Annotated in this window: 15 protein-coding genes and 5 pseudogenes; 12 read left to right on the top strand and 8 right to left on the bottom strand. The window is 68.9% G+C overall.

Going from position 1 to position 24,023, the window contains the following annotated elements; translation table 11 throughout:
• Window positions 1-432: 432 nt before the first annotated feature.
• The 3 genes and pseudogenes from AADR41_RS42845 to AADR41_RS10960 all read right to left on the bottom strand — a co-directional run.
• Window positions 433-1,320, bottom strand: a pseudogene (locus AADR41_RS42845) (NAD(P)-dependent oxidoreductase); the annotation flags it as partial.
• Between the two features lie 46 nt (window positions 1,321-1,366).
• Window positions 1,367-2,512: an FAD-dependent monooxygenase gene (locus AADR41_RS10965; RefSeq protein ID WP_342281149.1), complete on the bottom strand. Its 1,146-nt coding sequence runs from the start codon at window positions 2,510-2,512 to the stop codon at window positions 1,367-1,369.
• An 81-nt stretch (window positions 2,513-2,593) separates the two neighbouring features.
• Window positions 2,594-3,157 carry a TetR/AcrR family transcriptional regulator gene (locus tag AADR41_RS10960; protein WP_342281148.1) on the bottom strand — a complete coding sequence of 188 codons (564 nt, stop codon included), beginning with the start codon at window positions 3,155-3,157 and terminating at the stop codon, window positions 2,594-2,596.
• A 666-nt stretch (window positions 3,158-3,823) separates the two neighbouring features.
• Between AADR41_RS10960 and AADR41_RS10955 the strand changes: the two genes are divergently transcribed.
• Window positions 3,824-6,085, top strand: coding sequence for a WD40 repeat domain-containing protein (locus AADR41_RS10955; protein ID WP_342281147.1), 2,262 nt, complete (start codon window positions 3,824-3,826; stop codon window positions 6,083-6,085).
• A gap of 299 nt (window positions 6,086-6,384) precedes the next feature.
• On the opposite strand, the pseudogene AADR41_RS10945 reads toward AADR41_RS10955, so the two are convergent.
• From AADR41_RS10945 to AADR41_RS10940, 3 genes and pseudogenes are all read right to left on the bottom strand, one after another.
• Window positions 6,385-7,227, bottom strand: a pseudogene (locus AADR41_RS10945) (IS3 family transposase); the annotation flags it as partial.
• 40 nt (window positions 7,228-7,267) lie between these two features.
• A pseudogene (locus AADR41_RS42840) lies at window positions 7,268-7,540 on the bottom strand (transposase); the annotation flags it as partial.
• A 1,460-nt stretch (window positions 7,541-9,000) separates the two neighbouring features.
• A complete protein-coding gene (locus tag AADR41_RS10940) occupies window positions 9,001-9,144 on the bottom strand; it encodes a hypothetical protein (RefSeq protein ID WP_342281146.1) in 144 nt (47 codons plus the stop codon).
• A gap of 258 nt (window positions 9,145-9,402) precedes the next feature.
• Between AADR41_RS10940 and AADR41_RS10935 the strand changes: the two genes are divergently transcribed.
• From AADR41_RS10935 to AADR41_RS10895, 9 genes are all read left to right on the top strand, one after another.
• Window positions 9,403-10,659 carry an MFS transporter gene (locus AADR41_RS10935; protein WP_342281145.1) on the top strand — a complete coding sequence of 419 codons (1,257 nt, stop codon included), beginning with the start codon at window positions 9,403-9,405 and terminating at the stop codon, window positions 10,657-10,659.
• Between the two features lie 174 nt (window positions 10,660-10,833).
• Window positions 10,834-11,625, top strand: coding sequence for a serine hydrolase (locus AADR41_RS10930; protein ID WP_342281144.1), 792 nt, complete (start codon window positions 10,834-10,836; stop codon window positions 11,623-11,625).
• A 159-nt stretch (window positions 11,626-11,784) separates the two neighbouring features.
• Window positions 11,785-13,260: an amidohydrolase family protein gene (locus AADR41_RS10925; protein WP_446751009.1), complete on the top strand. Its 1,476-nt coding sequence runs from the start codon at window positions 11,785-11,787 to the stop codon at window positions 13,258-13,260.
• Window positions 13,257-14,450 (top strand): M20 family metallopeptidase, encoded by a 1,194-nt coding sequence (locus AADR41_RS10920; RefSeq protein WP_342281142.1) that lies wholly within the window; start codon window positions 13,257-13,259, stop codon window positions 14,448-14,450. Before AADR41_RS10925 ends, AADR41_RS10920 begins: the two co-directional genes overlap by 4 nt.
• Complete coding sequence (locus tag AADR41_RS10915; protein ID WP_342281141.1) at window positions 14,447-15,331, top strand: GNAT family N-acetyltransferase; 885 nt, start codon at window positions 14,447-14,449, stop codon at window positions 15,329-15,331. Before AADR41_RS10920 ends, AADR41_RS10915 begins: the two co-directional genes overlap by 4 nt.
• Window positions 15,328-16,434, top strand: a complete 1,107-nt coding sequence (menC, locus tag AADR41_RS10910) for an o-succinylbenzoate synthase (RefSeq protein ID WP_342281140.1) — start codon at window positions 15,328-15,330, stop codon at window positions 16,432-16,434. The genes AADR41_RS10915 and menC overlap by 4 nt, the downstream gene beginning before the upstream one ends.
• 77 nt (window positions 16,435-16,511) lie before the next feature.
• Complete coding sequence (locus AADR41_RS10905; RefSeq protein WP_342281139.1) at window positions 16,512-18,170, top strand: PucR family transcriptional regulator; 1,659 nt, start codon at window positions 16,512-16,514, stop codon at window positions 18,168-18,170.
• A 242-nt stretch (window positions 18,171-18,412) separates the two neighbouring features.
• Window positions 18,413-19,804 (top strand): serine hydrolase, encoded by a 1,392-nt coding sequence (locus AADR41_RS10900; RefSeq protein WP_342281138.1) that lies wholly within the window; start codon window positions 18,413-18,415, stop codon window positions 19,802-19,804.
• Window positions 19,801-20,703: a serine hydrolase gene (locus tag AADR41_RS10895; protein ID WP_342281137.1), complete on the top strand. Its 903-nt coding sequence runs from the start codon at window positions 19,801-19,803 to the stop codon at window positions 20,701-20,703. Before AADR41_RS10900 ends, AADR41_RS10895 begins: the two co-directional genes overlap by 4 nt.
• Before the next feature lie 11 nt (window positions 20,704-20,714).
• Here the strand turns inward: AADR41_RS10895 and AADR41_RS10890 are convergent.
• Together AADR41_RS10890 and AADR41_RS10885 are read right to left on the bottom strand one after the other, a co-directional pair.
• A pseudogene (locus AADR41_RS10890) lies at window positions 20,715-21,006 on the bottom strand (IS110 family transposase); the annotation flags it as partial.
• 93 nt (window positions 21,007-21,099) lie between these two features.
• A pseudogene (locus AADR41_RS10885) lies at window positions 21,100-21,162 on the bottom strand (hypothetical protein); the annotation flags it as partial.
• 281 nt (window positions 21,163-21,443) lie between these two features.
• Between AADR41_RS10885 and AADR41_RS10880 the strand changes: the two are divergent.
• Window positions 21,444-23,042 carry an ABC transporter substrate-binding protein gene (locus AADR41_RS10880; protein ID WP_342281136.1) on the top strand — a complete coding sequence of 533 codons (1,599 nt, stop codon included), beginning with the start codon at window positions 21,444-21,446 and terminating at the stop codon, window positions 23,040-23,042.
• The gene (locus tag AADR41_RS10875) at window positions 23,042-24,022 is read left to right on the top strand and encodes an ABC transporter permease (RefSeq protein WP_342281135.1); all 981 of its coding nucleotides are present in this window, start codon (window positions 23,042-23,044) and stop codon (window positions 24,020-24,022) included. The genes AADR41_RS10880 and AADR41_RS10875 overlap by 1 nt, the downstream gene beginning before the upstream one ends.
• Window position 24,023 lies beyond the last annotated feature (1 nt).

The following is a 24,023-nucleotide window of genomic DNA, read 5'->3' as shown; positions in this document are numbered from 1 at the left end:
CCGCATTTCGTGGGCGTGTCGCATCACCCGTGCGCCACGGCACAGCAGTTGCTCACCGAGTTCCACGGATCCCGAGACTGCCCATCCGGACATGCGGGCGATGATGGTGTCCACAGGGTCGGGGCCGACCACTTCGGCCAGGTCCGCCCATGGGTGCCCCTCCCGAACACCCTGCAGATAGGTCAGGACCGGCACACCCTGCCCATTGGTCAGGGTCTGGCGCTGCTCGTCGTTCTCAGTCACTCTTCGTCCTTGAAAGATCATGTGTACTTTGGCGTGCGTATTCTGCGGTTCCGCATCCGGTGCCACAACAGAATTTCCGCAATTTGCGCAGTGCCCAATTCGCCGATCCCCATGAGGGTCGAATGGGCCGTCCCGATCGCCGTATCGGCGGGCTCGAGCAGGAATCCGCCGTGCACCGTGCCCACCTTGGGCTGGGTGGCGGAGTTGTTCGATGATCGCTGCGTAGCTGTTGTTGCTGTGTCCCTTGGCTGCTGCCCGTTCGGCCAGGGTCGTGAAGAGTTCGGGTAGTTCGGTGTTGATGTCGGCGGCGTGGCTTTCGTGGAGGAGGTGTTTCATTCCGGTCAGGTTCGTGTTGACGGTGGAGTCGGTGGCCGGGTATGTGCCGTCGTCGATCTGCTGCGCGTAACCGGGCAGCCAGTCGGCTACGGTTTCGATGCCCGTCTTGGCGAGGCGGGCGAATGCGGTCGCGGGGATTCCTGCCTTGCCGAGCAGGGCAGCGCCGTGCAGGAAGCCGTTGAGGGTGCTCCACACCAAACTGAGCGCGGCCGCGTCGAACAGGGACGGCAGGCCATGGTCTGCGCCGACGTACACGGGGCAGCCGAGGCTGCTGAGTGCCTGTTGGTGCCGGTCGAATGCGGTGGTTGGACCGCTGTAGAGGACGGTGGCGTTCGCGGTGCCGATGGCTGAAGGTACGGCCATGATCGCGCCGTCGAGGTAGGAGGCGCCTTGGTGGGCCGCCCACTTGGCCGTCTCGCGTGCCGCTTGTGAGGTGCCCGAGGTCAGGTTGACCAGGGTGCGGCCGGCCAGGTCCCGGCTCACGGGTTCGAGGATGTCACGCACGTTGTCGTAGCCGGAGACACAAATGACCACGAGCGGGCCGGCCGTGACGGCGTCACGGACGGTCCAGGCTTGCTTCGCGCCCTGCGCGGTGAGGGGTTCAGCCTTGGCGCGGGTGCGGTTCCACACGGTGGTGGGGTGACCTCGGCCCAGGAAGGCCGAGGCGAGGGCCTGGCCCATCAGGCCCAGGCCGAGAACGGAGAGGGGAATACGGCCGGTGTCGGTGTCGAGGTCGTGCATGTGCTCGCTTCCGGTGAATCGGCGTGGGCGGAAGGGTGCCTGGGGGTCAGCCGGTGGTCTCGGGCAGCCGCCAGGAGGCGCGCAGCTGGCGTACCAGGGCGGAGGCCGGGGTCATCCGGACGAGGGTGTTGCGTACCCGGGTGCGTGTGGGAGTGCTCCAGTGGGCGATGCGCCCGAGCTGGTGGGCAGCCTTGACGACGGCGTTGGCCCTGGGCTGGCGGAAACGTTCGTAGCGGCGCAGGGCGTCGGAGGTGGGTCCGTACTCGGCGACCAGGTCGGTGAGAGCTAGAGCGTCCTCAATGGCCTGGCACGCGCCCTGGCCCAGGTTGGGGGTCATGGGGTGGGCGGCGTCGCCGAGCAGGGTGGTGCGGCCCCGGCCCCACTGCGTGACCGGCGGGCGGTCGCGGATGTCGTCGCGGCGGATGGCGCTGACGGGGGTGCCCTTGACTGCCTGACGGACATAGTCGGGGAACTCGGCCGTGGCCCGGGTGAGCGCGGCGCGGGTGTCGTCGTCTGTGCCGTCGGCGGGGCCGTTGGCGCACAGGAACCAATACAGGCGGCCGCCGTCGATGACGCATCCGCCGAAGCGGCGACCCGCTCCCCACATCTCTCCGATCCAGTCGCCGGGCAGAGGGTTGACGTCGGTGACGCCGCGCCAGCAGTAGTAGCCGCTGTAGCTGGGCGCCTGGGCGCCCAGCAGCGCGGTTCGGACGGTTGAGCGCAGGCCGTCCGCGCCGACCAGCACGGAGCCGCGCACTTCCTGTCCGTTGGCGAGGGTGACGGTGGCCCGGTTGGGGTCAACGGCAGTGACGGTCGAGGCGAGCCGCAGCTCGCTGGTGCCGAGCTGGCCGACCAGCGCCTGGTGGATGGTGGCGCGGTGCAGGCCCAGGGCGGGGGCACCGATCTCCGCCAGCAGGGCGCTGGCCTGGGCGGGGCTCGGCTGCAGCAGCACGCGGCCGCGGGCATCGTAGACGGCGGCCGTGGAGAGCCGCGCGCCGATTGCTTCGAAAGGCGCGGCCAGGCCCAGGCGGCGCAGCGCAATCAGTGCGTTGGGCTGCACGGTCAGGCCGGCTCCGACAGGGGCGAGCTGTTCGGCCTGCTCCAGGACGACGGCCGGAATGCCGCGGCCGGCGAGTCCGGCCGCGAGGGTGAGTCCGCCGATGCCTGCTCCGGCGATGAGTACGGGGTCCATAAAGTGCCTTCTTTGCGGGATATTGCCGGATTCTGGAGCCGTCCTGCGGCAGATTCCGCCCCACGAACGGCGGTGCGGAGGTCAGTCGATGAAGGTGCTCAGCACCTTGGTGCGGAGTTCGGCCGGGTCGAGGTCGAGTCCGTCCGGGCCGGCCAGATGCTCGAAGAGCAGACCATCGAGCGAGGCAATGAGTATTTTCGCGCGCTGCTCCGGCTCGGGGACACCGGCCGCCGCAAACAGGTCGACAACCGGCCGTCGCACGTGCTCGGCCGCAGTCTTCAGTACCGCCCGCAATTCGGGCCTGCGCGTAGCCTCCAAGGCGAGTTCATGGCGGGCGAGCGTACGCACACGCCCCGTGGTCCCCCAGTGCTCCAGATAGGCCACCGCTGTATCGGCGAGCTTCTCTACCGAAGTAGTGCCCGTCGTCGGCAGCGCGGCGGCATCTGCAATGTCCGCCTCGGCGAGCCGCTCGACGGCCGCCTGCAGCAGCGCCTGCCGGGTCCTGAAGTAATAGGAGCAGGAACCTTCCGCCAGCCCCGCCCGCTGGTCGACGGCCCGGTGGGTCAGCCCCCGCATACCCTCCGCGGCCAACGTCTCGATCGCCGCGTCGGCCAGCTGTTTCCGTCGTGTCGAGCTCTCCGTCACAGTCGCTTCCTCTTCACACGCCCAATTCCTCTACAGAAGTAGAGTACCAGTTCCACTACAGCTGTAGAGGCCGGGACGGAGGGAAGGCCAGGTGCGGTGAAACCATCGGTCCTCCTCCGGGGCGTTCGGGTTCCACCGCGGGCGCGGAACGAAGGTGGCCCACTGGTACCGGATCGTGATCGGAGTGCGCCAGACCCAGAATCTCCCGGGCACGGCCATCCGCCAGCCGCCTGTGACTGAGGGCCGGCGCACAACGATCGGCGACCATCGAGCCGCCATATGAAACATCCCGAACTACAGAAACTCTGTTGTGACACCGGATGCGGAACTGCAGAACGCCCGCGCCGAGACACACGTGATCTATCGAGGATGAAAGGTGACTGAGAACGACGACCAGCGCCAGACGCTGACTGATGGGCAGGGCGTGCCGGTCCTGGCTTACAACTCGCGCGAATAGGCCGGTCGGGGTGATCGATTGGGGCCGTGCTGCAGACGGCATTCGTTACTCAATGTGATCATTGTGGGTGGTTGGGGTGGTCATCGCTGTGGTGGCCTTGGGGGCGCGGTGCGGTGCTGACGTCGGTGGCCGGGCTGGTCGCTGGTAGCAGGGATGCGTAGAAGTACGCAATTTCGTTCCGGGTGCGTGCTTGGGGGGCGGGTTGGTGGGTGGGGGCGGATACCGTGGCAATCATGTCTGACGATCTTCAAAGCAATAACCTGTGCCCTGAAGTTGCCGTGGCGGGTGGGTGGTTGGCCGATCCGGAATGGCTGGTGAAGACCGACCCGGAGCGGGTCATGGCGGTGCTCGACGATGCCTTGGGGCCGGAGGAGCTGTTGGCAGCGGCGGTGTACCGGGCTTCTGCGCACCTGCACCAGGGTGCGGAGAGCTGGGTGCGGCGGCAGTTGTTGGGGCTGGACGCCGCCCGGTACGGAGACGTGGCGTTGTCGGTGCGGATCGCGGCTGTACCGGCGGCGGGCACACCGACAGCGCCGTGGGGGGTGGAATGGGCCACGGGTGGCCTGGTTTCCTCGCAGTACCGGCATGCCCTCACGGGCCACGTCGACTTCGTGCAGGCGGTAGCGACCACGTCGGTGGACGGCCGTCCGGTCGCGGTCACCGGCAGTTGGGACAGAACGGTGCGGGTGTGGGACCTGGCCAGCGGGAAGCAGATCGGCGAACCCCTCACCGGCCACACCGGCACGGTCTGTGCCGTGGCCACAACGGTGCTGGACGGTCGGCCCATCGCCGTCAGCGGCGGCGATGACGACACCGCGCGGGTGTGGGACCTGACCACAGGGAAGCAGATCGGCGAACCCCTCACGGGCCACGCTCACCCGGTGTGGGCGGTGGCGACGGCGATGGTGGACGGTCGCCCGGTCGCCGTCACCGGTAGCTGTGACAAGAAGGTGCGGATGTGGGACCTGACCACCAGGCAGCCCATCGGCAAACCCCTGACCGGCCACACCAACGATGTGTGGGCGGTGGCGACGACGGTGGTGGACGGCCGCCCGGTCGCCGTCACGGGCGGCGGTGACAAGAAGGTGCGAGTGTGGGACCTGACCAACGGCCAGCAAGTGGGCAAGCCTCTCACCGGCCACACCGACGTGGTGCGTGCGGTGGCTACCGCGGTCGTGGACGGCCGCCCGGTCGCCGTCACCGGGAGTGACGATGCCACGGTGCGGCTGTGGGATTTGACCACCGGCCAGCAGATCGGCGAGCCCCTCGCTGGTCACACTCACTGGGTGTATGCGGTGGCGACGGAGATCGTGGACGGCCGATGTGTCGCCGTGACCGGCAGCGCCGATGGGACGGTGCGGGTGTGGGACCTGGCCACCGGGCAGCCCGTCGGCGAACCGCTCACCGGCCACACCGGCTGGGTGCTCGGGGCGGCGACGGCAGTGGTCGATGGCCGACCCGTCGCCGTCACCGGCGGTCGGGATGACGTGTTGCGAGTGTGGAGCCTGGCCACTGGCCAGCCCGCCGGTAATCCCGTGACCGGCCATACCGGCCCGGTGCTCGGGGCGGCGACGGCGATGGTGGACGGCCGGTGCGTCGCTGTCACCGGCAGCGCCGACGAGACGGTGCGGATATGGGACCCGACGACGGGCCGACCCGTCGGCGAACCCCTTGTCGGTCACTCTGGCTGGGTGTGCGCGGTGGCGACGGCAGTGGTCAACGGCCGGCCGGTCGCCGTCACCGGCAGCTGGGACAAGAAAGTGCGGGTGTGGAACCTGAGCACCGGCAGACCCCTCGGCAGGCCCCTGGCCGGGCATACCGGCCCCGTGCTCGGGGTGGCGACGGCGATGGTCGACGGCCGACCCGTCGCCGTCACCGGCAGCTTCGATGGGATGCGAATATGGGACCTGACCACCAGGAAGCCGTCCGGCGAACCCCTCGCCCACGTCGGCTCGGTGGATGCGCTGGCGACCACGTCGCTGGACGGCCGACCCGTCGCCGTCACCGGCAACGATGACCATACGGTGCAGGTATGGGACTTGACCACCCGACAGCAGGTCGGTGAACCCCTCACCGGCCACACCGACATGATTCGTGCGCTCACGACGACGGTGATCGACGGGCGCCCCGTCGCCGTCACCGGCAGCAAGGACAACACGGCGCGGGTGTGGGACCTGACCACCGGCCAGCAGATCGGCGAGCCCCTCACCGGCCACACCGGCGAAGTGCGCTCCGTGGCAACGGCGGTGCTCGATGGCCGTACGGTCGCCGTCACCGGCAGCAATGACAACACGGTCCGGGTGTGGGACCTGACCACCAGCGAGCAGGTCACCTCCCGCCTCTTGTCTTTCCCCGAGCCTGTCGATGCGTTGCTGGTGGCACCAGGCAGCGGGCTACTGGTCGGTTTCGACAGAGAACTCGCCTTCTTCCCCGCCCCGTTGACCGCGCCCGCGCCCGCGCAGACACCGTAGCGCCGGCGGCACTCCCGGGCGGCCATGGCAGCCCGGGAGTGCCGGACGGGTGGACAGCACACGTCACCAGCGACAACAGGAACGTGCCACCCGCCTAACTGCTCGATTCAGAGTGATGTTCGGATTCGTCTCAAATGAACGATGACGCAGGCCAGTTGGAGCGGTCCCAGAAATGCAGGTCGGCTCGTATCTCGTAACGGATCCGGAGCCGCTTGAACTGGTGGAGCCAGGCGAGGTCCGTTCGGCAGGAGGTGCCTGCCCAAACCTGAAGTTTCCCCGTGATCTTGGACACTCGTTCGTTATGCCGCGAGGGCGTGTTGATGCCGCTGTTTGGTCTCGGCTGGTGTGAGGTAGCCGAAGATCTTGTGCTTGCGCAGGCGGCGGCGGTTGTAGAAGGTCTCGATGAAGGTGAAGACCTCGGCGCGGGCGGTGGCCCGGTCGGGCCAGGTCCGGGTTCCGATCTCTTCCTTGAGCAGGGCCCAGAAACTCTCCGCCGCGGCGTTGTCGAAACACGATCCGGTGCGTCCGCAGCTCTGTCGCAGCCCCAACTCTCGTATTTGGTCCTGGAATTGCGCCGATGTGTACTCGCTGCCGCGATCGCTGTGGATCACGCATCCGGGCGCCAGGCCGCCTCGGCCGCAGGCCATGTCGAGGGCGTCGACGACGAGCTCGGCGCGATGGTGGTCAGCCATGGCGTAACCGACGATCTCGCGGGTGGCCAGATCCAGCCAGCAGGCGAGGTAAAGCCAACCCTCGGCCGTCGGGAGATAGGTGATGTCGCCGACCAGCTTGGTGCCGGGACGCGCGGCGTGGAAGTCGCGGCCGATCAGGTCCGGGGCCGGCTTCGCCTTCTTGTCCGGCCGGGTCAGCGTGCGGTGCTTGCGGCGGGTGACGCCGCGGATGCCGCGCTCGCGCATGACGCGGGCGATGCGCTTGCGGTTCACCCGCCGCCCCAGACGCCGCAGCTCAGCGTGGATGCGCGGGACGCCGTAGGTGCGACGGGAGATGATGTGGAGCACGGTGATCTCGTGGGCGAGCGCGTCGTCGGCCGCCCGGCGCTCTCGGCGGGCGGCCTCGCCCTCGCGCCAGGCGTAGTAGGAGGAGCGGGTCACGTGCAGCACCCGGCACAGCAGCACGACCGGGTAGTCGCCTTCTCCGCGTGGATCAACCGGTACAGCATGGTCACCGGTCGCTCTCCTTCACGAAGAAGGCCGTCGCTTTTTTCAGGATCTCGATCGTCTGCTGCTGTTCGCGGTTCTCTCTGCGCAGCCGGCGCAGTTCCTCACGCTCCGCGCCGGTCAGCTCGCCCGGGGCACCCTCGCCCTGGTCGGCCTTGGCCCGGCGGCACCAGCCGCGCAGGGACTCGGAGCTGATGCCGAGTTCCCGGGCAACGGCGGTGACCGTCTTGCCCGAGGTGTCGACGAGCGCGATCGCGTCCCGCTTGAACTCCTCGGTGTACCGCTTCGTGTACTTGCTTCCCGCCTGGTGCTACTTCCTCTGGAACCTCAGGTCCCAGTCTCCAGGTGTCCACGATCAAGGGGAAGCTTCAAGTACCGAGCAGACCCCGCCAAGGCCCTGCGGACCCGGATCAACCGAATCGCTTCGCCAGCTGAATCAACCTGGCAAACCATGAACTCGGATCTCCCGCTCCGCTGACCAGGTATTCCTCACTCAGTGACCAGCCAATCCTCATTGCTTGTCCAGCACCAGCGCCCGGCCACCACTTCTCAACACCCCATAGAAACACCCCGATCGGCCCGCTCCACAGCACCCAAGACCGGACACCGAACTGAGAACCATCCCGGACACGGAAGCGAGAACTCCCACCTGGCAGCACGGGGCCAGCGCACGGGGCCTACGGGGAAGACGCCCAGACGATAACCCCGATGGGAGTGAGGCTGCATATAAGGCCGAGGCACAGGCATGGATAGGCCAAAGCCCTGAATGTCTTGTGGCTCTGGACTCGACATGCGGCAAAGCCTGTGAAGCTGATGACGGCGAGGCACGGCAGGATGATGAAAAAGAACCCCAGCGCTGCCATGATCCCCCCGAGCGTGCGGCCGCTGTAGCCGGCTGCTGGCTCGGCCTGGGCTCCTGGGCTGTCATCCGGCGAGTGTCACCACGGTATCGCCGGCCGGGCCGCCAGACCCCGGTACGGGCGATCCAGGTCCGGCAGGGCGCTGGTCGTCCATGAATGAGGTGGCGTGGCAGGGCAATCGGCATGCTGATGTCGCCGGGCTGGACGTACTTGTCCTGACAAGCCGTAGGGCGCTGCGTTCCGCCTCCAGGGATGCGGAACGCCGTTCAGCCCATCGAGTACGGCTTCACAGCCGCACCCGGAAGAGGGTGCTCCGCCTGCGGGCCCGCTTCGGAAATTCCAGTGTTCCTTCAGACAGGTCGGCTTCTGGCCCGGTGCTGCGGCCCACCCACCTGCCGCGAGTGCCGGCCGACGAGCCGGCAAGTGTCGCCCGCGTGGGCGGGAATTCGTACCGGGGCGTGGCGGCGGGCCGTGGGTAGGCCTGGTCCACCGCGCCGGTGCCAGGCCCTGCTCGTGCACGCAGAGCCCGGCCGGCTCCTCCGCCGGAGTGAACACGCAGGCCAAGTCATGCAGCAGCCGTGCGTAGATCTCGCCCGGAACATCGCAGATCTGCGATGTGATGCAGTGCTCGGGCGGGCCAATCGTCATGCCGGTGCCTGCGGAGCGGGAGTCGGCGGCCAGGTGCAGCACGGCCGGTGCAGCGCGTGCAGCAGCTGGCCGCGCTGCACCGGCCGAGGCCGGCCTGCTACCCGTGCAGCACCCGTGCGCCGCCTGGCCCATGCAAATGCTGCGCTGCACCCCGGACACCACGTTGCTACACCCGACGGCCACCGCCAGGAGCACGAGCAGCAACCCGGAAGCAGCCGAGCAGTAGCGACTACAGCACGGTGCCGTGCAGGGCGCGCCGATCGCCCGACATCGCGTAGCGGCGGGCGGCGAGGCCGTGCTCAAGGGGCTCGCCAATCTGCTCGCACAGCAGGGCCAGGACGTGGGTGCCGCGTCCGCCATGGCGTACGTGCACCCGAACACCTTCCGGTACCGGCTGCCGGGTCGCAGAGGTCGGTGAGATCAACCTCGACGATCCTGGCGAGCGGTTCGCGGCGGTGCTGCAACTCCGGCTCCACCCGCCCGGCACCATGAGGAGAAGCACCGCAACGAGTCAACATACGTCCGCACCGCTCGAACACCACCTGAAGATTCGTGCAACTCCACGAATCGGCTGCGCCACCTGATCCCCAGGATGAGCCGTCAACCCCGACGCAGCCGTACGGAGGTAACCATGACCGCGGTGGTCACCGAGGACACCTGGACACCTGAGCGGATCAACCGGACAGCGACGATCACGATGGTGGTCATGCTGTGCGCCTGGTCGATCGACTACATCGACCGGTTCTCCATCAGCATGGCTCTGCCGTCGATCGGAGAGGAGTTCCATCTCGGCAAGACCGCGCAGGGCTCGTTGGTCACCGTCTTCGCGCTGGTCTACATGATCTGCCAGATACCGGCTGGCTACCTGGCCGATCGGTATGGCTCTCGCAAACCGATGCTGATCACGCTCGTGCTGTGGTCGTTGTTCACCGCTTTGACCGGGATGGCCGGCACCTTCGGTCTGCTCCTGCTGTTCCGTGGCCTGTTCGGTGCTTGTCAGGGGGCGTTCCCGGCGGCGTCGTTCAAAGCCATCGCGGAACGGACGACACCGGAGAGACGGGGGACCGCCACGAGCGTGATGTTGTCCGCCAGCGGGATCGCCGGCCTTGCACCCCTGCTCGTCGCCCCCCTGCTGACAGCCATCGGCTGGCGGCACACCTTCCTCTGGATGGCGGGTTGTGGCGCGGCCATCGGCATCGGGCTGTGGGCGCTCCTGCCCAAGGCGTTGCCGGACCGGCTCAGCCGGCTGCCGCAGGCGACGGTGACGATGCCCGAAGTCTCGCGTGCCCAAGTGCTGAAGTCCCCGAGCGTGTGGAAGTTCGCGGTGCTGTTCTGCGCGATGAACATGCTCAGCTACGGCCTGGTCACCTGGGTGCCCAGCTATCTGCTCGAGGCCAGACACCTGTCGCTGAACGAGACCGGCGTGCTGTCGGCGATCCCGAGTCTGGTGGGATTCGCGACGACCATCTTCGGCGGCTGGCTGTTCGACCGGTACTTCCATGACAAGGCCAGGTGGTACCTGGTGTCCATCGCGACGGTGACCTCGGTCCTGCTCGTCCTGATGGTGTCGGCGGGCAGCGCGGCGACATTCACGGTCTACGAGACATTGGCCGTCGGAGTGTTCGGGATGGCGACGATGTGCGTCTTCGGCCTTCCGCTGCGGGTGCTTCCCACGGCGGTGGCCGGGCTCGGCTCCGGGATGACGAACTTCGGAGGCCAGGTCGCCGGCGTCATCGCACCGCTGGCGATGGGCTGGCTGGCGGACGCGTTCTCCTACACCGCGGCGTTCGGCTTCCTCATCGGCACCACGCTGCTCACCGCGGTGATCGCCTTCTGGGTCCCACAGCGCGCCGAACAGTTCAACTTTCCGTCGACCGGCACCAAGTAGTCGGCCGGCGCACCAGCAGACAGATCCGGTGCGGACAGAAAGTACACACCGGACAGACAGAAGGGATCACTCCATGGTCACCGAACGGAACTGGTCGCGACAATCACCGCCCGGGCGGCGGAAGTCGGCGTCCAGATCTGGCTGCACTCGGCCGATCTGGACGGCCCGCGACAGGTGGGCATCGACGCCGAGGAGCCGGTGGTCACCGCGTCTGCGTTCAAGGTCCCCGTAGCAGTGGAACCTGCCCGGCAGGCGGCCGACGGTGAATTCGACCTCGCCGAGCGGATCGCGGTGGCACCGGGACATCCGACTGCCGGCCCGTACGGCCTTGCGACGTTCCGCCACGACGTCACGATGTCCTGGTACGACCTGGCCGTCCTGATGATCAGCATCAGCGACAACGTCGCCACAGACCTGATCCTCGGGAAGGTGGGAAAGGCCTCGGTCGCCAGGACGCTGCGGCGGCTCGGCCTCCCGCACACGGCCGTCCCGCACGACTGCGGGGAGCTGTTGCGCACGATCGGCGAGGACCTCGGTATCGACTACCAGGACGACGAACGGATCCTGGCCGCGTTGCCGGCCGAACAACTCGCCAGGCTGCGTGCGTTGACACCCGAAGAGACCTGCCGGACCACCGCCGCGGAAAGCACCCGGTTGCTGGGCCTGATCCGGCGTGACGAGGCAGCGCACGCGGCGGCGTGCGCCGACGTCCGGCGCCGGCTGGAACTGCAGGTGTGGCCGCACCGGCTGCGCTCCGGCTTCGCGGACGACGGCCTCAGGGTCAGCGGCAAGACCGGAACGCTGCCCTCGCTGCGCAACGAGATCGGCGTGGTGGAGTACCCGGGCGGCGGCCGGTACGCAGTCGGTGTCTTCACCAGGGCCGTCGATGCCCGATCGAGAGTTCCCGAGCGTGACGCCTTCATCGGGTTCGCCGCCGCCCAGGCGGTGGACTGGCTTCGGCGGTAACCCGTACCGGAGGCCGGGGCCACCGCAGCCGGCGGGCCGGTCGAGGCGTTCAGATTCGTGTACCCGGATGGATCTGCCTCCCCGGATTCGTCGCGTGAGACGAACGGATCGTCCGGCAAAGCTCCTAGGGTCGCCAGCAGCGAGGCTAGGAGGCGAAGCATGCGGACACTATTGCGGGGCGGTCGCGTCATCGACCCGGCTACGGGCTTTGACGGCACGGCTGACGTGCTGGTCTCCGACGACGAGGTCATCGCCGTCGGACCGGGGCTGCCGACTGCCGACGACCAGGTCGACATTGATGTCGCCGGGTACATCGTCGGACCCGGGTTCATCGATCTGCACAGCCACGTGCACTCCATCGCGGGCCAGCGGCTGCAGGCGATGGACGGCGTCACGACGGCGCTCGACCTGGAAGCCGGGATGATGCCCGTCGAACGGGCCTACGCCGAGGCGGCTGCGGCAGGACGCCCGCTGCACTACGGCTTCTCGGCCTCCTGGAGTTCCGCGCGGGCCAAGGTGCTCGCCCGCATCGAACCGGACGCGAACATCAACACCGGGCTCGCCGTGCTCGGCAATCCGGCCTGGCAGCGGACCTCGTCGAAGGCCGAACTCGCCGCCTGGCTGTCCCTTGTGGAGGGTGAGCTGGCGGCGGGCGCGCTGGGCGTCGGCGTGCTGCTCGGGTACGCCCCGGCCAGCGATCCGGCCGAGTTCCTGGCGTTGGCGAAGCTGGCCAAGCAGGCCGAAGCGCCCACGTACACGCACGTCCGCGAGCTGGTCGAGATGGACCCGGCCACGCCGGTCGACGGGTCGCAGGAGATCGCGATCGTCGCGGCCGAGACCGGTGCCGCGATGCACCACTGTCACGTCAACAGCACGTCCGGACGGCACGTCGACCGAGTGCTCGCCACGCTGGAATCGAGCCGTTCCGCCGGGTCGCGGGTGACGGTCGAGGCCTATCCCTACGGTGCGGGCAGCACCGGCATCGGCGCGGCCTTCCTCTCGCCCGAACGGCTCAAGATGAAGGGCCTCGGCCCGACGCGCGTGCTGATGCTGGAGACCGGCGAGCGGATCGCCGACGAGGCCCGGCTGCTGCAGGTCCGCGCCGAGGACCCGGGTGCACCGTGCATCCTCGAGTTCCTCGACGAGGAGAACCCGAAGGACCGGGCCCTGCTGCACCAGACGCTCGCCTTCCCGGATTCGATCGTCGCGAGCGACGCCATGCCGGTGTACTGGCGAAACGCCGGCAACGAATCCACCCAATGGCCGCTGCCCCCTGGGGGTGCGACGCACCCGCGCACGGCGGGCACGTTCTCCAAGTCGCTGCGGCTGATGGTGCGCGAGGCCGGGGTCTGGACCTGGCCGGAGGCGTTCCGGCGCTGCTCCTACTTGCCCGCGCGGGTGCTCGACGAGGTCGCCCCCGGCGCGCGGACCAAGGGCAGGCTGAACGCCGGCGCGGACGCGGACATCGTCGTCCTCGACCCCGCCACCATCACCGACACAGCCACGTACTTCGATTCGACCCGGCCCTCGGTCGGCGTCCGACACCTGTTCGTCGCGGGAACCCCGGTGGTCCGCGACGGGCAGCTGCTCACCGACGCGTACCCTGGCCGGCCGCTGCGGGGGGAGCCACGATGACGGAATTCAGCTTGGACGCTTTGCTCACCGACATCGAAACGTTGGTGTGCTGCGAATCCCCGTCGTCCGACCTCGACGCGGTGGCGCACAGCGCTGAGGTGCTGGCGGACCTCGGCAAGGCGTTGCTCGGCGTGGAGCCGGAGCGGATCGTCCTCGACGGCCGGACGCATCTGCGCTGGCGGTTCGGCGACGGCCCGGCGCGCGTGCTGCTGCTCGGCCACCACGACACCGTCTGGCCGATGGGTTCCCTGGAAACGCACCCGTTTTCCGTGGCAGACGGGGTCTTGCGGGGGCCGGGCTGCTTCGACATGAAGGCGGGCGTCGTGATGGCGCTGCATGCGGCTGCGGCATTGCCGCACCGGGCCGGATTGTCCATCTTGGTCACTGGCGACGAGGAGCTGGGCTCCCCGTCGTCGCGAGCGCTGATCGAGGAAGAGGCGCGCGGCTGCGAGGCGACGTTCGTGCTGGAGGCTTCGGCGGACGGCGGCGCGATCAAGACCCGGCGCAAAGGCGTTTCCCACTACCGGATCGAGGTGACCGGCCGCGCCGCGCACGCCGGGCTCGAACCGGAGAAGGGGATCAATGCCGGGATCGAGATCGCGCACCAGATGCTCGCGGTCGCCGCGCTCGCCGATCCGGAGTGCGGGACCAGCGTGGTGCCGACCGTGCTTTCGGCTGGCACGACGGTCAATACCGTGCCGGCGGCGGCCGCGGTCGACGTCAATGTGCGGGTGTGGGACGAGGAGGAACAGCTCCGCGTCGACCGGGCGGTGCGAGCGTTGCAGCCCGTGTTGGCGGACGCACAGGTGCGGATCAGCGGCGGGATCAACCGTCCGTCGCTGGACGCCGCCTCTTCGGCCGCGTTGTTCGGGCTGGCGCGGGAATTGTCCGCGGAAATGGGTCTGCGGAAACCGACCGAGGCGGCCGTCGGCGGTGCTTCGGACGGCAACTACACCGCGGGGCTGGGAGTGCCGACTCTCGACGGTCTCGGCGCGGTCGGCGGCGGGGCGCACTCGGATCACGAACATGTCCTGATCGAAGAATTGCCGTGGCGGACCACATTGCTGTTCGCGCTGGTGGAAAACGTGTTGGCGAAGGGAAGTCCGTCGATTCCGGTGAATCCGGCGGAAAATTCTGGTCAATCCCGACAGTGTCTCTCCGGGGCGAGCCGGGAAAGGATCGTCCCGTGACGAATCTTGCGATGAACACGGAATGGCCGGTCCCATCGGAGACCTGCGACGAAGCGGTCGCGGCCGGGCGGGCGGCGGCCGCCGCGTCGGGGGTCGAGGTACGGGAGATCACCGAGATCGCCGAACTGACAGCGGTCGGAGTACTCTTCGAGACGATCTGGCGGTCGGCCCGGCCGGTGACCACGGAGCTGCTGCGCGCACTGTCGGCGGCCGGGAATTACGTGGCCGGCGCGTTTTCCGGCGGCGAGCTGCTCGGCGCGTGCGTCGGATTTTTCGGCACTCCCGGAAAGGGCAGTCTGCACAGTCACATCGCCGGAGTCGCCAAGTCCGGTGCGGGCCGTGGAATCGGGTATGCGCTGAAATTGCACCAGCGTGGCTGGGCATTGACGCAGGGCGTCTCGGCGATCAAGTGGACGTTCGATCCACTGGTGCGCCGCAACGCATATTTCAACCTCGGCAAACTCGGTGCGCTCCCGGTGCTGTACCTGCGCGACTTCTACGGCCCGATGGCGGACGGCGTCAACGGTTCGGGCGACACCGACCGGCTGATGGTGTCCTGGGACCTGGCCGGCACGGCAGTGCGGGCCGCCGCGTTCGGCGAGCCCATCCGGACCGACGCGAAAGCCCTGCTTGAGCGGGGCGCTGCCGTGGCGCTCTCGGTGGACGCCAGCGGCGGCCCGGCGACGGGCTCAGCAGATGCCCCGGTGGTGGTCGTCGCCGTCCCGGCCGACATCGAAGGCCTGCGCGGCACCGACCCGGGCAAAGCAGCCGATTGGCGGGCCGCGCTGCGCGAAACGCTCGGCGGACTGATGTCCGCGGGGGGCCGGGTGACCGGCTTCGACCGGGCCGGCTTTTACGTGATCTCCAAGGAGGAGCAGTGAAAATCAGCGGTGTGGAACTGCGCCGGGTGCAGATGCCGCTCGTCGCCCCGTTCCGGACTTCGTTCGGCACCCAGTCCGTGCGCGAACTCCTGCTGCTGCGGGCGGTGACGCCGGCGGGCGAGGGCTGGGGCGAGTGCGTGACGATGGCCGGCCCGCTGTACTCGTCGGAGTACAACGACGGCGCCGAGCACGTGCTGCGCCACTACCTCGTCCCGGCGCTGCTGGCCGCGAAGGACGTGACCGCGGCGAAGGTGACGCCGTTGCTGGCCCAGTTCAAGGGCCACCGAATGGCGAAGGGCGCCCTGGAGATGGCGGTGCTCGACGCCGAACTCCGCGCGAGCGAGCGATCCTTCGCGGCCGAGCTGGGGTCGGTCCGGGACACCGTGCCGTGCGGTGTTTCGGTCGGGATCATGGACACGATCCCGCAGTTGCTCGACGTCGTGGACGGGTACCTGGACGACGGCTACGTGCGGATCAAGCTGAAGATCGAACCGGGCTGGGACGTCGAGCCGGTGCGCGCGGTCCGCGAACGCTTCGGCGAGGACGTGTTGCTGCAGGTGGACGCCAACACCGCCTACACCCTGGGCGATGCGCCACAGCTGGCCCGCCTCGATCCGTTCGGCCTGTTGCTGATCGAGCAGCCACTGGAAGAGGAGGACGTCCTCGGCCACGCCGAACTGGCGCGCCGGATCAAGACGCCGATCTGCCTGGACGAATCGATCGTGTCGGCGCGCGCGGCGGCGGACGCGATCAAGCTGGGCGCAGTCCAGATCGTGAACATCAAGCCGGGTCGGGTCGGCGGTTACCTCGAAGCGCGGCGGGTGCACGACGTGTGCGCGGCGCACGCGGTTCCGGTGTGGTGCGGCGGGATGATCGAGACCGGCCTCGGCCGGGCGGCGAACGTCGCGCTGGCCTCGCTGCCGGGCTTCACGCTTCCCGGGGACACCTCCGCGTCCGACCGGTTCTACCAGACCGACATCACCGAGCCGTTCGTGCTGTCCGACGGTCACCTGCCGGTGCCGACCGGTCCGGGCCTCGGCGTGGCGCCGATTCCGGAGCTGCTCGACGAGGTGACCACCGCGAAGGTGTGGATCGGTTCGTAGCCTGGCACGAATTCCGGGGATAGATTCGGCCGAATCGAACCACCCGGTTCGACCCAGGCCGGATCTACCTTCGGGGAGTGCTGACACCCGTGCCGAGCAAGCCGAACACGAGTCTGGGGCGCGTCCTCGAAGCCCTCGGGGACGTGCTCCTCGAACCGGTCGCCATCGGGCCGGACGCCCGGCGGCAACTCGGCGGCGTGGTGATCCACGATCCGCACGACGACGCCGAGTTCCCCGCCAAGGCGGTCGTCCTCGGGGTCGGCGTGCGCGAACCCGACGAGATCGCGAAGCTGCTGCGCACCGTCGGCGAACGAGGGGCCGCCGCGCTGGTCGTGCGGTCGCCGGTCTCCGCGTCGACAGAACTGGAGCGGGCGGCCGACTCCACCGGGGTCGCGCTGCTCGGGCTGGCCAGCGGTGCGTCGTGGGCGCAGCTCGCCGCGATGCTCCGCACATTGCTCGCCGAGGGCGACGTCGGCGATGTTTCCCCGCAGACGCTCGGCGGGATGCCGTCCGGCGATCTGTTCGCGCTCGCCAACGCGATCGCCGCGCTGCTGAACGCGCCGATCACCATCGAGGACCGCAACTCGCGCGTGCTCGCGTTCTCCGGCCGCCAGGACGAGGCCGATCCTTCCCGCGTCGAAACGATTCTCGGCCGTCAGGTGCCCGAACGGTTCACCCGCGAACTGGAGAAGGAAGGCGTTTTCGAACGCCTTTACCGGGATCACGGGCCGGTTTACGTCTACCCGGACGGCTACGACGAGAACATCGCCATGCCTCGGGTCGCGGTCGCGGTCCGAGCCGGCGACGAGGTCCTCGGCTCGATCTGGGCCGCAGTCGACAACGAGCTCAGCGAAGAACGTACCGCGGCGATGGTCGACACCTCGAAGATCGTTGCACTGCATATGCTTCGGCTGCGCGCGGGTGCCGATGTCGAGCGCCGGTTGCGGGCCGATCTGGTGAGCACCGCGCTCGAAGGCGGCTCCGGCGCGCCGGAAGCCATCGCGCGTCTCGGGTTGCTGGGGCAGCCCACCATCGTGCTCGCCATGGGACTCCTTGAGGTCCCCGATGACGACCTCCGGCTCGTCGCGGAACGCCAGCGAGTCGCCGACGCGTTCGCCATGCACCTCAGCGCCGTCCAGCCCCGGTCGGCGGTAGCGCTTGTCGGTGATGTCGCGTACGGCATCGTCCCGATGCCCGGGAACCACGGCGATTGCCGCGAACGCTCGGTGCGCGTCGCGTCGACCTTCCTGGAACGCACCGGCCGCCGGGGCGCCGCCGTAATCGGCGTCGGACCGCTCGCGCTCGACGGCTCGGGCCTGCGTGCCTCCCGCGACGGTGCCGACCGCGCGTTGCGCGTGTTGCTCACCAACGGCGGCACAAAGCGAGTGATCACCGCCGAGGACGCGCACATCGAAGCGTTGATGCTCGAATTGGCGGACCTTTGCGCGGCACGCGGCGATGGCGCGACCGGGCCGATCGCGCGGCTGCTGGCCTACGACACGAAACACCAATCGCAGCTCGTGCACACGCTGCGGTGCTGGCTCGACTCTTTCGGCGACATCGGCGCCGCGTCGGCCGCCGCGTACGTGCATCCGAGCACATTCCGGTACCGGTTGCGCCGGCTCGCCGAGGTCGGCGGAATCGATCTCGACGACCCGGGAGACCGGTTCGCGGCGATGGTGCAGCTGCAGTTGCTGCCGCGGGAGGGGAAAGCCGTTCCGGCTGAAGAGGCCTGACCGCCGTTCGGGTTGAAGTGGTTGACCGCCGTCCCGGCTGCTCCCCGGACGCGTTCCCGGGTCCCCGGGCGCAACGCATTCATCGGTTTCGCCGCGGCGATGGCAGTGGAGTCGCTGCGCACGGCCTGATTCGTCCGGGCGGAGGAACTTTCCCCGCGCTCTCCTCGGTCCGGACGAACAAGTGACGCAGGCCACGCACCTAGCATTCCGGAAACGCCATCCCCACCCGGCAGAAGGTGCACATGTCGAAAATTTCTGAAATCGAGACTTGGCTCCAGGAGAACTTCGCCTCCCTGCTGGCCGAGCATCAGGTTCCCGGCGCCGCGATCGCGGTGCTCGCCGACGGCGAGGTGATCGACCACGCGGCGGGCGTCCTGAACAAGGCCACCGGGGTGCAGTCCACTGTGGACTCGCTGTTCCAGATCGGGTCGATCACCAAGGTGTGGACGACCACCCTGATCATGCAGCTGGTCGACGAGGGCCGCCTCGACCTCGACCGGCCGGTGCGCGACTACCTGCCGGAGTTCGCGCTCGGCGACGACAAGGTCGCGGCCGCGATCACCGTCCGGCAGCTGACCTGCCACACCGCCGGCTTCGAGGGCGACATCTTCACCGACACCGGGCCTGGCGACGACGCGGTGGAGAAGCTCATCGCGACACTGTCCGACGCACCGCAGCTCTTCCCGCCGGGCGAGCGGTTCTCCTACAACAACGCCGGCTACTGCGTACTCGGCCGCATCATCGAGGTGCTGCGCGGCAAGTGCTGGGACGACTGCGTGCGCGACCATCTCTTCGTGCCGCTCGGCCTGACCCACGCCGCATCTGGTCCCTACGACGCGATCCGCTACCGCGTCGCGATCGGCCACATCGCCCCGAAGCCGGGCGAGGAACCGGTGCCCGCGCCGATCTGGGCGCTCACCCGCTCGAACTCCCCGGCCGGTTCGACGCTCGCGATGCGCCCGCGGGACCTGCTGACCTTCGTCCGAATGCACCTGAACGACGGCAAGGCCGACGACGGCACCCGGCTGCTGTCGCCGGAGTCGCTGGCCGCGATGCGCGAGCCGCAGGTGGAGGTGCCCGCGCTCGGCATCATGGCCGCCCACTGGGGTCTCGGTTGGATGCTCTTCGGCTGGGAGGGCGACGAGGTGATCGGCCACGACGGCGGCACCATCGGCCAGTCGGCTTTCCTGCGCGTGGTGCCGGAGCGCAACGTCGCGGTCGCGTTGCTGACCAACGGCGGGCAGCCGCTGCACGTCTACCAACAGGTCCTCGGCAAGCTGCTTGACGAACTCGCCGGCGTCAAGCTCCCGGCACTGCCGGAGCCGAACCCCGCGGCCGCCCCGGCCGACCTGTCCCGGTACGTGGGCGAATACTCGTCGATGGTCGCCGATACCGTCGTTACCGCGGAAGACGGCAAGCTGTGGATAGAGCGCACTACGAAGGGGATCTTCGCCGAGCTCGGCGGCGCGCCCCCGGCAAAGGAGGAACTGCTGCCCTACCTCGGCGACACGTTCGTCGCCAACGTCCCGCAGGTCCCGGGTGTCTACATGGCACACGCGTTCGTCGGCGACGACGGCACGGGCCGCGCTCAGTTCCTCCACACCGGACGCGCCGACCGGCGGAGGTCCCAGTGAGCGACATCCGCGAACAGATCGAAGCCGTCTTCGCCGAAGCCGGCGCGGAAGGGTTCCTGCACGCTCGCGAAGTCGGCGTGCCGGACGGACCCGACGTGTCGGCGGGCGGCGACGACCCGGTGGTGCTGGCATCGGTGTTCAAGATTCCGCTGGCCGTCGCCTACGCCCGCGAAGTCGTGGCGGGACGGCTCGACGAGACCGAGCGGACGTTGGTGACCGCGCGGTACCGGATCGGCGGCATCGGCACTGCGGGCTGCGCCGACGACGTCGAGATGAGTTGGCGCGACCTCGCGCACTTCATGCTCACGATGAGCGACAACGCCGCGACCGACCTGGTGTTCCACCGCGTGGGCCAGGAAGCTGTGGACAGGGTGCTGGCCGACCTCGGGCTGGTCCGCACCCGGCTGATCGGTTGCTGCGAGGACCTGTTCGCATCCGTCGTGGCGGACCTCGGCGGGAACTCGGACTCCGACCTCGAAGCGCTGCTGGGCGAGGCCACGCCGGAGCAGATGCTGAAGCTCTCGGTGCGCGACCCGGAACGTACGACGTCGTCGACGGCGCGCGAGATGACGGCGCTGCTCGACGCGATCTGGACCGATCGGGCAGGTGAACCCGAAGCCTGCGAACGGGTCCGCAAGATCATGGCCCAGCAGGTCTGGCCGCACCGGCTGTCGTCCGGATTCCCGTCCGGAGTGCGGATCGCGGCGAAGACCGGGACGCTGCCCGGCGTCCGCAACGAAGCGGGAGTGGTGACCTTGGGGGACGGTCGCCAGTTCGCGGTCGCGGTCTTCACCCGCGCCCACTCCCTCGAAGACCGCCTTCCCGCGGTCGACGCGTCCATCGGCGCCGCCGCCCGGCTGGCTGTCGACCACCTCCACGCGCAGAGCGCGACCCGCTAGGAGTGATCGCGTCAAGCCGTCTGCGTGACCGGCGGGGCGGAGGTGAATGTCACGCAGCATCGCCCACAGCACGTCGACCCGGCGGTGGGCGAGCGCGAGCAACGCCTGGGCGTGGATCGGACACTCGGTGTGTTTCTTGAGGCAGTAGTCCCTCGACGGGCCCGGTCGCATCATTGCGGACTGCGCGGACTTGTGGAACGGCCGGCGCAGGCGCCGGTTGTCACGCTTGGGCCGCTGGTAGTTGCCGGTTCGGCGTCCGCAGTCGCGGGGCACCGGCGCCGGGCCCGCGTGGGGGGCCTGGCGCCGGCGTCGCGGTAGCCGGACAGGGCACCGACGATGTCTGTCCACCGCCCACCGCACCTCGTCGGCCTTCTGCCCGGCGGTGTCGGTCGGCGTCAGGACCCGGGCCCCGTCGTTGATCACCTTCGTCGAGAACAGCGTCTCGCCGTCGGCGTTCACCGCCACCGCCCAGTGGTGGCCCTTGCCGGCGTCGCTGCCGACCCGTATCCGGGTGTGACGCCGGGTCAACCGTGTTGCTCCGTTCCTCTGTGACCAGCACTTCCGCGGCCCGGGGAACTCTGTGCCGACAGGTCCTTGACCGGCGATGCCCGCAGTTCTCCATCAGCAGTCGGAGCGCCCCGGAGGACCGGGCGGCCATTCTCCTGGAGCCATCAACGGCAAACACCCCCATCAGCCGCACCCGGTCCTCCCGGACCGCCCAACGTTCTCAAGGAGACCCCATGAAAACTGCTCGGCTCACCGCCGCGATGGCGTGTGTGGTGGCCTTGACCGTGAGCGCGTGCGGGGGATCAGCGCAATCCGGACAGGACCTGACCGCGCATCAGAAACTGACCGACGGCAAGACCTTCACCTATGCCATCTCCTCGGATCCGGGAACGCTCGACCCGGCGATCACCGTGCTTTCGATCGCCCGCGGCGTCGACCAGTTCCTCTATGACGGCCTGATCAACCTCGACACGAAGGGGCAGCCGCAGGCGGCGATCGCGGAGAAGTGGGAAGCCTCCACGACCACCGCGTCCTTCACCCTGCGCAAGGGCATCACCTGCGCCGACGGCAGCCCGCTGACCGCGAAGGACGTGGCCGGGAGCATCAACTTCGTCGGCGACCCGGCGAGCAAGTCGCCGATCGCGGGCGTCACGGTGAAGGCGGGCACGAAGGCGGTCGCCGACGAGGCCGCGGGCACGGTCAAGGTCATAAGCGGGGCGCCGGACGCGTTCCTGCTCCGCAATCTCGTCAACGTGCCGATCGTCTGCGTGAAGGGGCTGGCCGACCGCAAGACGCTGGCCAAGGGCGAGAACGGCACCGGCATGTTCACTGTGTCCGAGATCGTCCCGAACGACCACTACACGCTGACCCGGCGCAAGGACTACACCTGGGGTCCCGGCCAGTTCGACTCGAAGCAGCCGGGCCTGCCGGACAAGGTGGTCATCCGGGTCATCCCGAACATGACGACGACGTCGAACCTGCTGCTGTCCGGCGAGGTCAACGCCGCCTCGGTCACCGGGCAGGACCAGCAGCGGCTGCGGGCGCAGCGGCTGTTCCACAGTGACCTCACCGTTCCGTTCGGGGAACTCTTCTTCAATCAGGCGCCCGGCCGGTTCGGTGCCGACCGGGCGATGCGCCGCGCGCTGGTCCAGGCGCTCGACCTCGCCCAGGTCGGGAAGGTGCTGACCCGGGGCGGCAGCGCCCCGGTGAAGGGCATGGTCACCGGCAATCCCCCGCCGTGCGACGGCGATTCGGTCACCGGGAAGGTCCCCGGCTTCGACGTCGCCGCGGCCAGGGCCGCGCTCGACGCGGCAGGCTGGAAGCCGGGTCCGGACGGCATCCGGGTGAAGGACGGGAAGCGCCTCGCCCTCACCGCCGTCTACGGCGCGCAGTTGGGCCCGACCATGGCCCCTGGCTCCGAGCTGATGCAGCAGGGCTGGAAGAACGCCGGCATCGACGTCACGCTCAAGGGGGTCGACAGTCCGGGCCTCAGCCAGGCACTGTTCGCCACCGGAGAGTGGGACATCTCGATGGCGCCGCTCGGCCTGACCCTGCCGAGCCAGCTGATCCCGTTCGCTTCCGGCGCAGAGCCCCCGCAGGGCACGAACTTCGCGCACATCAAGAACGCCACGTACGACTCGCTGGTCGCCAAGGCGGCTTCGCAGCCCGGGACAGCGGGCTGCAGGGACTGGCTGTCCGCCGAATCGGCGCTGTTCGAGAGGCAGGACGTCGTGCAGTTCGCGAACTCGGTGATTCCGACCTTCGGGAACAAAGCCCGGTTCGAGATCGCGAACGGCTTCCTGAAGCCGTCCTCCATCCGGATGTACTCCTGATGACCGGCGCGATCGCCGTCGCGGGACCGAAGGTCAACCCCTGGCTGACCTTCGGCGCCCGCCGCCTCGGGCGGTTCGTCGTGTCGGTGTGGGCGCTGGTGACGATGGCGTTCCTGATGATCCATCTCATCCCGGGCGATCCGGTGCGCGCGGCGCTCGGCCTGACCGCGCCGATCGACCTGGTGAACGCCCGCCGCGCAGCGCTCGGGCTGGACCATCCGCTGTGGCAGCAGTACCTGGACTACGTCGGCGGGCTGTTCCACGGCGACTTCGGCACGTCAATGCTGAGCGGGCAACCGGTCGGCGACATCATCGCCACCCGGCTGCCCGCGACCTTGCAGCTGGCGTTGCCCGCCTTCGTGGTGGTCGTCGCGCTCGCGATCCCGCTCGGCCTGGCCTTCGCCGTCCTGACCCGCGGCGGCCGCCGCCGCGGCAGCGAGCTGGCCTTCACCTCGACGACCGTGCTGCTCGCCGCGATCCCGGAGTTCCTGGTCGCGGTGGCGCTGGTGGCGTCTTTCGCAGTGCAGCTCGGCTGGTTCCCCGTGGCCGGGCACGACGGCGCGGGCTCGCTGGTTCTCCCGATCGTCGCGCTGGCGCTCGGCCCGACGTCGACGCTGTCCCGGATTGTCCGAGTGGAGACGCTTTCCGTACTGGGCAACGATTTCATCCGCACCGCGCGAGCGAAGCGGCTGCCTGCCCGGCTGGTCTACCTGCGGCACGCGCTGCCGAGCGCGCTCACCGCGACGCTGACGCTCGGCGGGCTCATGCTCACCACCATGGTCGCGGGCACCGTGCTGGTGGAGAACGTCTTCGCCTGGCCGGGCCTCGGCTCGACGATCTCGCAGTCCATCCTGCAGAAGGACTACCCGCTGGTACAGGGGATCGTGCTCGTGTACGGCATCGGCGTGCTGCTGGTGAACCTCGTGGTGGACCTGCTGCTGACCGTCCTCGATCCGCGTTCGACGATCCGGGAGAACTGAG

The sequence above is a fragment of the Streptomyces sp. CLV115 genome (assembly GCF_038448545.1).
In the GTDB taxonomy this organism is placed as follows: Bacteria; Actinomycetota; Actinomycetes; order Streptomycetales; family Streptomycetaceae; genus Streptomyces; species Streptomyces sanglieri.
This window is presented reverse-complemented; position numbering and strand designations above follow the sequence as displayed.

What these genes read in the sequence shown, in the direction of transcription:
- AADR41_RS10965 (WP_342281149.1), bottom strand. Translation starts at nt 2,512, where the DNA reads ATGGACCCCGTACTCATCGCCGGAGCAGGCATCGGCGGACTCACCCTC.
- AADR41_RS10935 (WP_342281145.1), top strand. Translation starts at nt 9,403, where the DNA reads ATGACCGCGGTGGTCACCGAGGACACCTGGACACCTGAGCGGATCAAC.
- AADR41_RS10925 (WP_446751009.1), top strand. Translation starts at nt 11,785, where the DNA reads ATGCGGACACTATTGCGGGGCGGTCGCGTCATCGACCCGGCTACGGGC.
- AADR41_RS10920 (WP_342281142.1), top strand. Translation starts at nt 13,257, where the DNA reads ATGACGGAATTCAGCTTGGACGCTTTGCTCACCGACATCGAAACGTTG.
- AADR41_RS10900 (WP_342281138.1), top strand. Translation starts at nt 18,413, where the DNA reads ATGTCGAAAATTTCTGAAATCGAGACTTGGCTCCAGGAGAACTTCGCC.
- AADR41_RS10880 (WP_342281136.1), top strand. Translation starts at nt 21,444, where the DNA reads ATGAAAACTGCTCGGCTCACCGCCGCGATGGCGTGTGTGGTGGCCTTG.
- AADR41_RS10875 (WP_342281135.1), top strand. Translation starts at nt 23,042, where the DNA reads ATGACCGGCGCGATCGCCGTCGCGGGACCGAAGGTCAACCCCTGGCTG.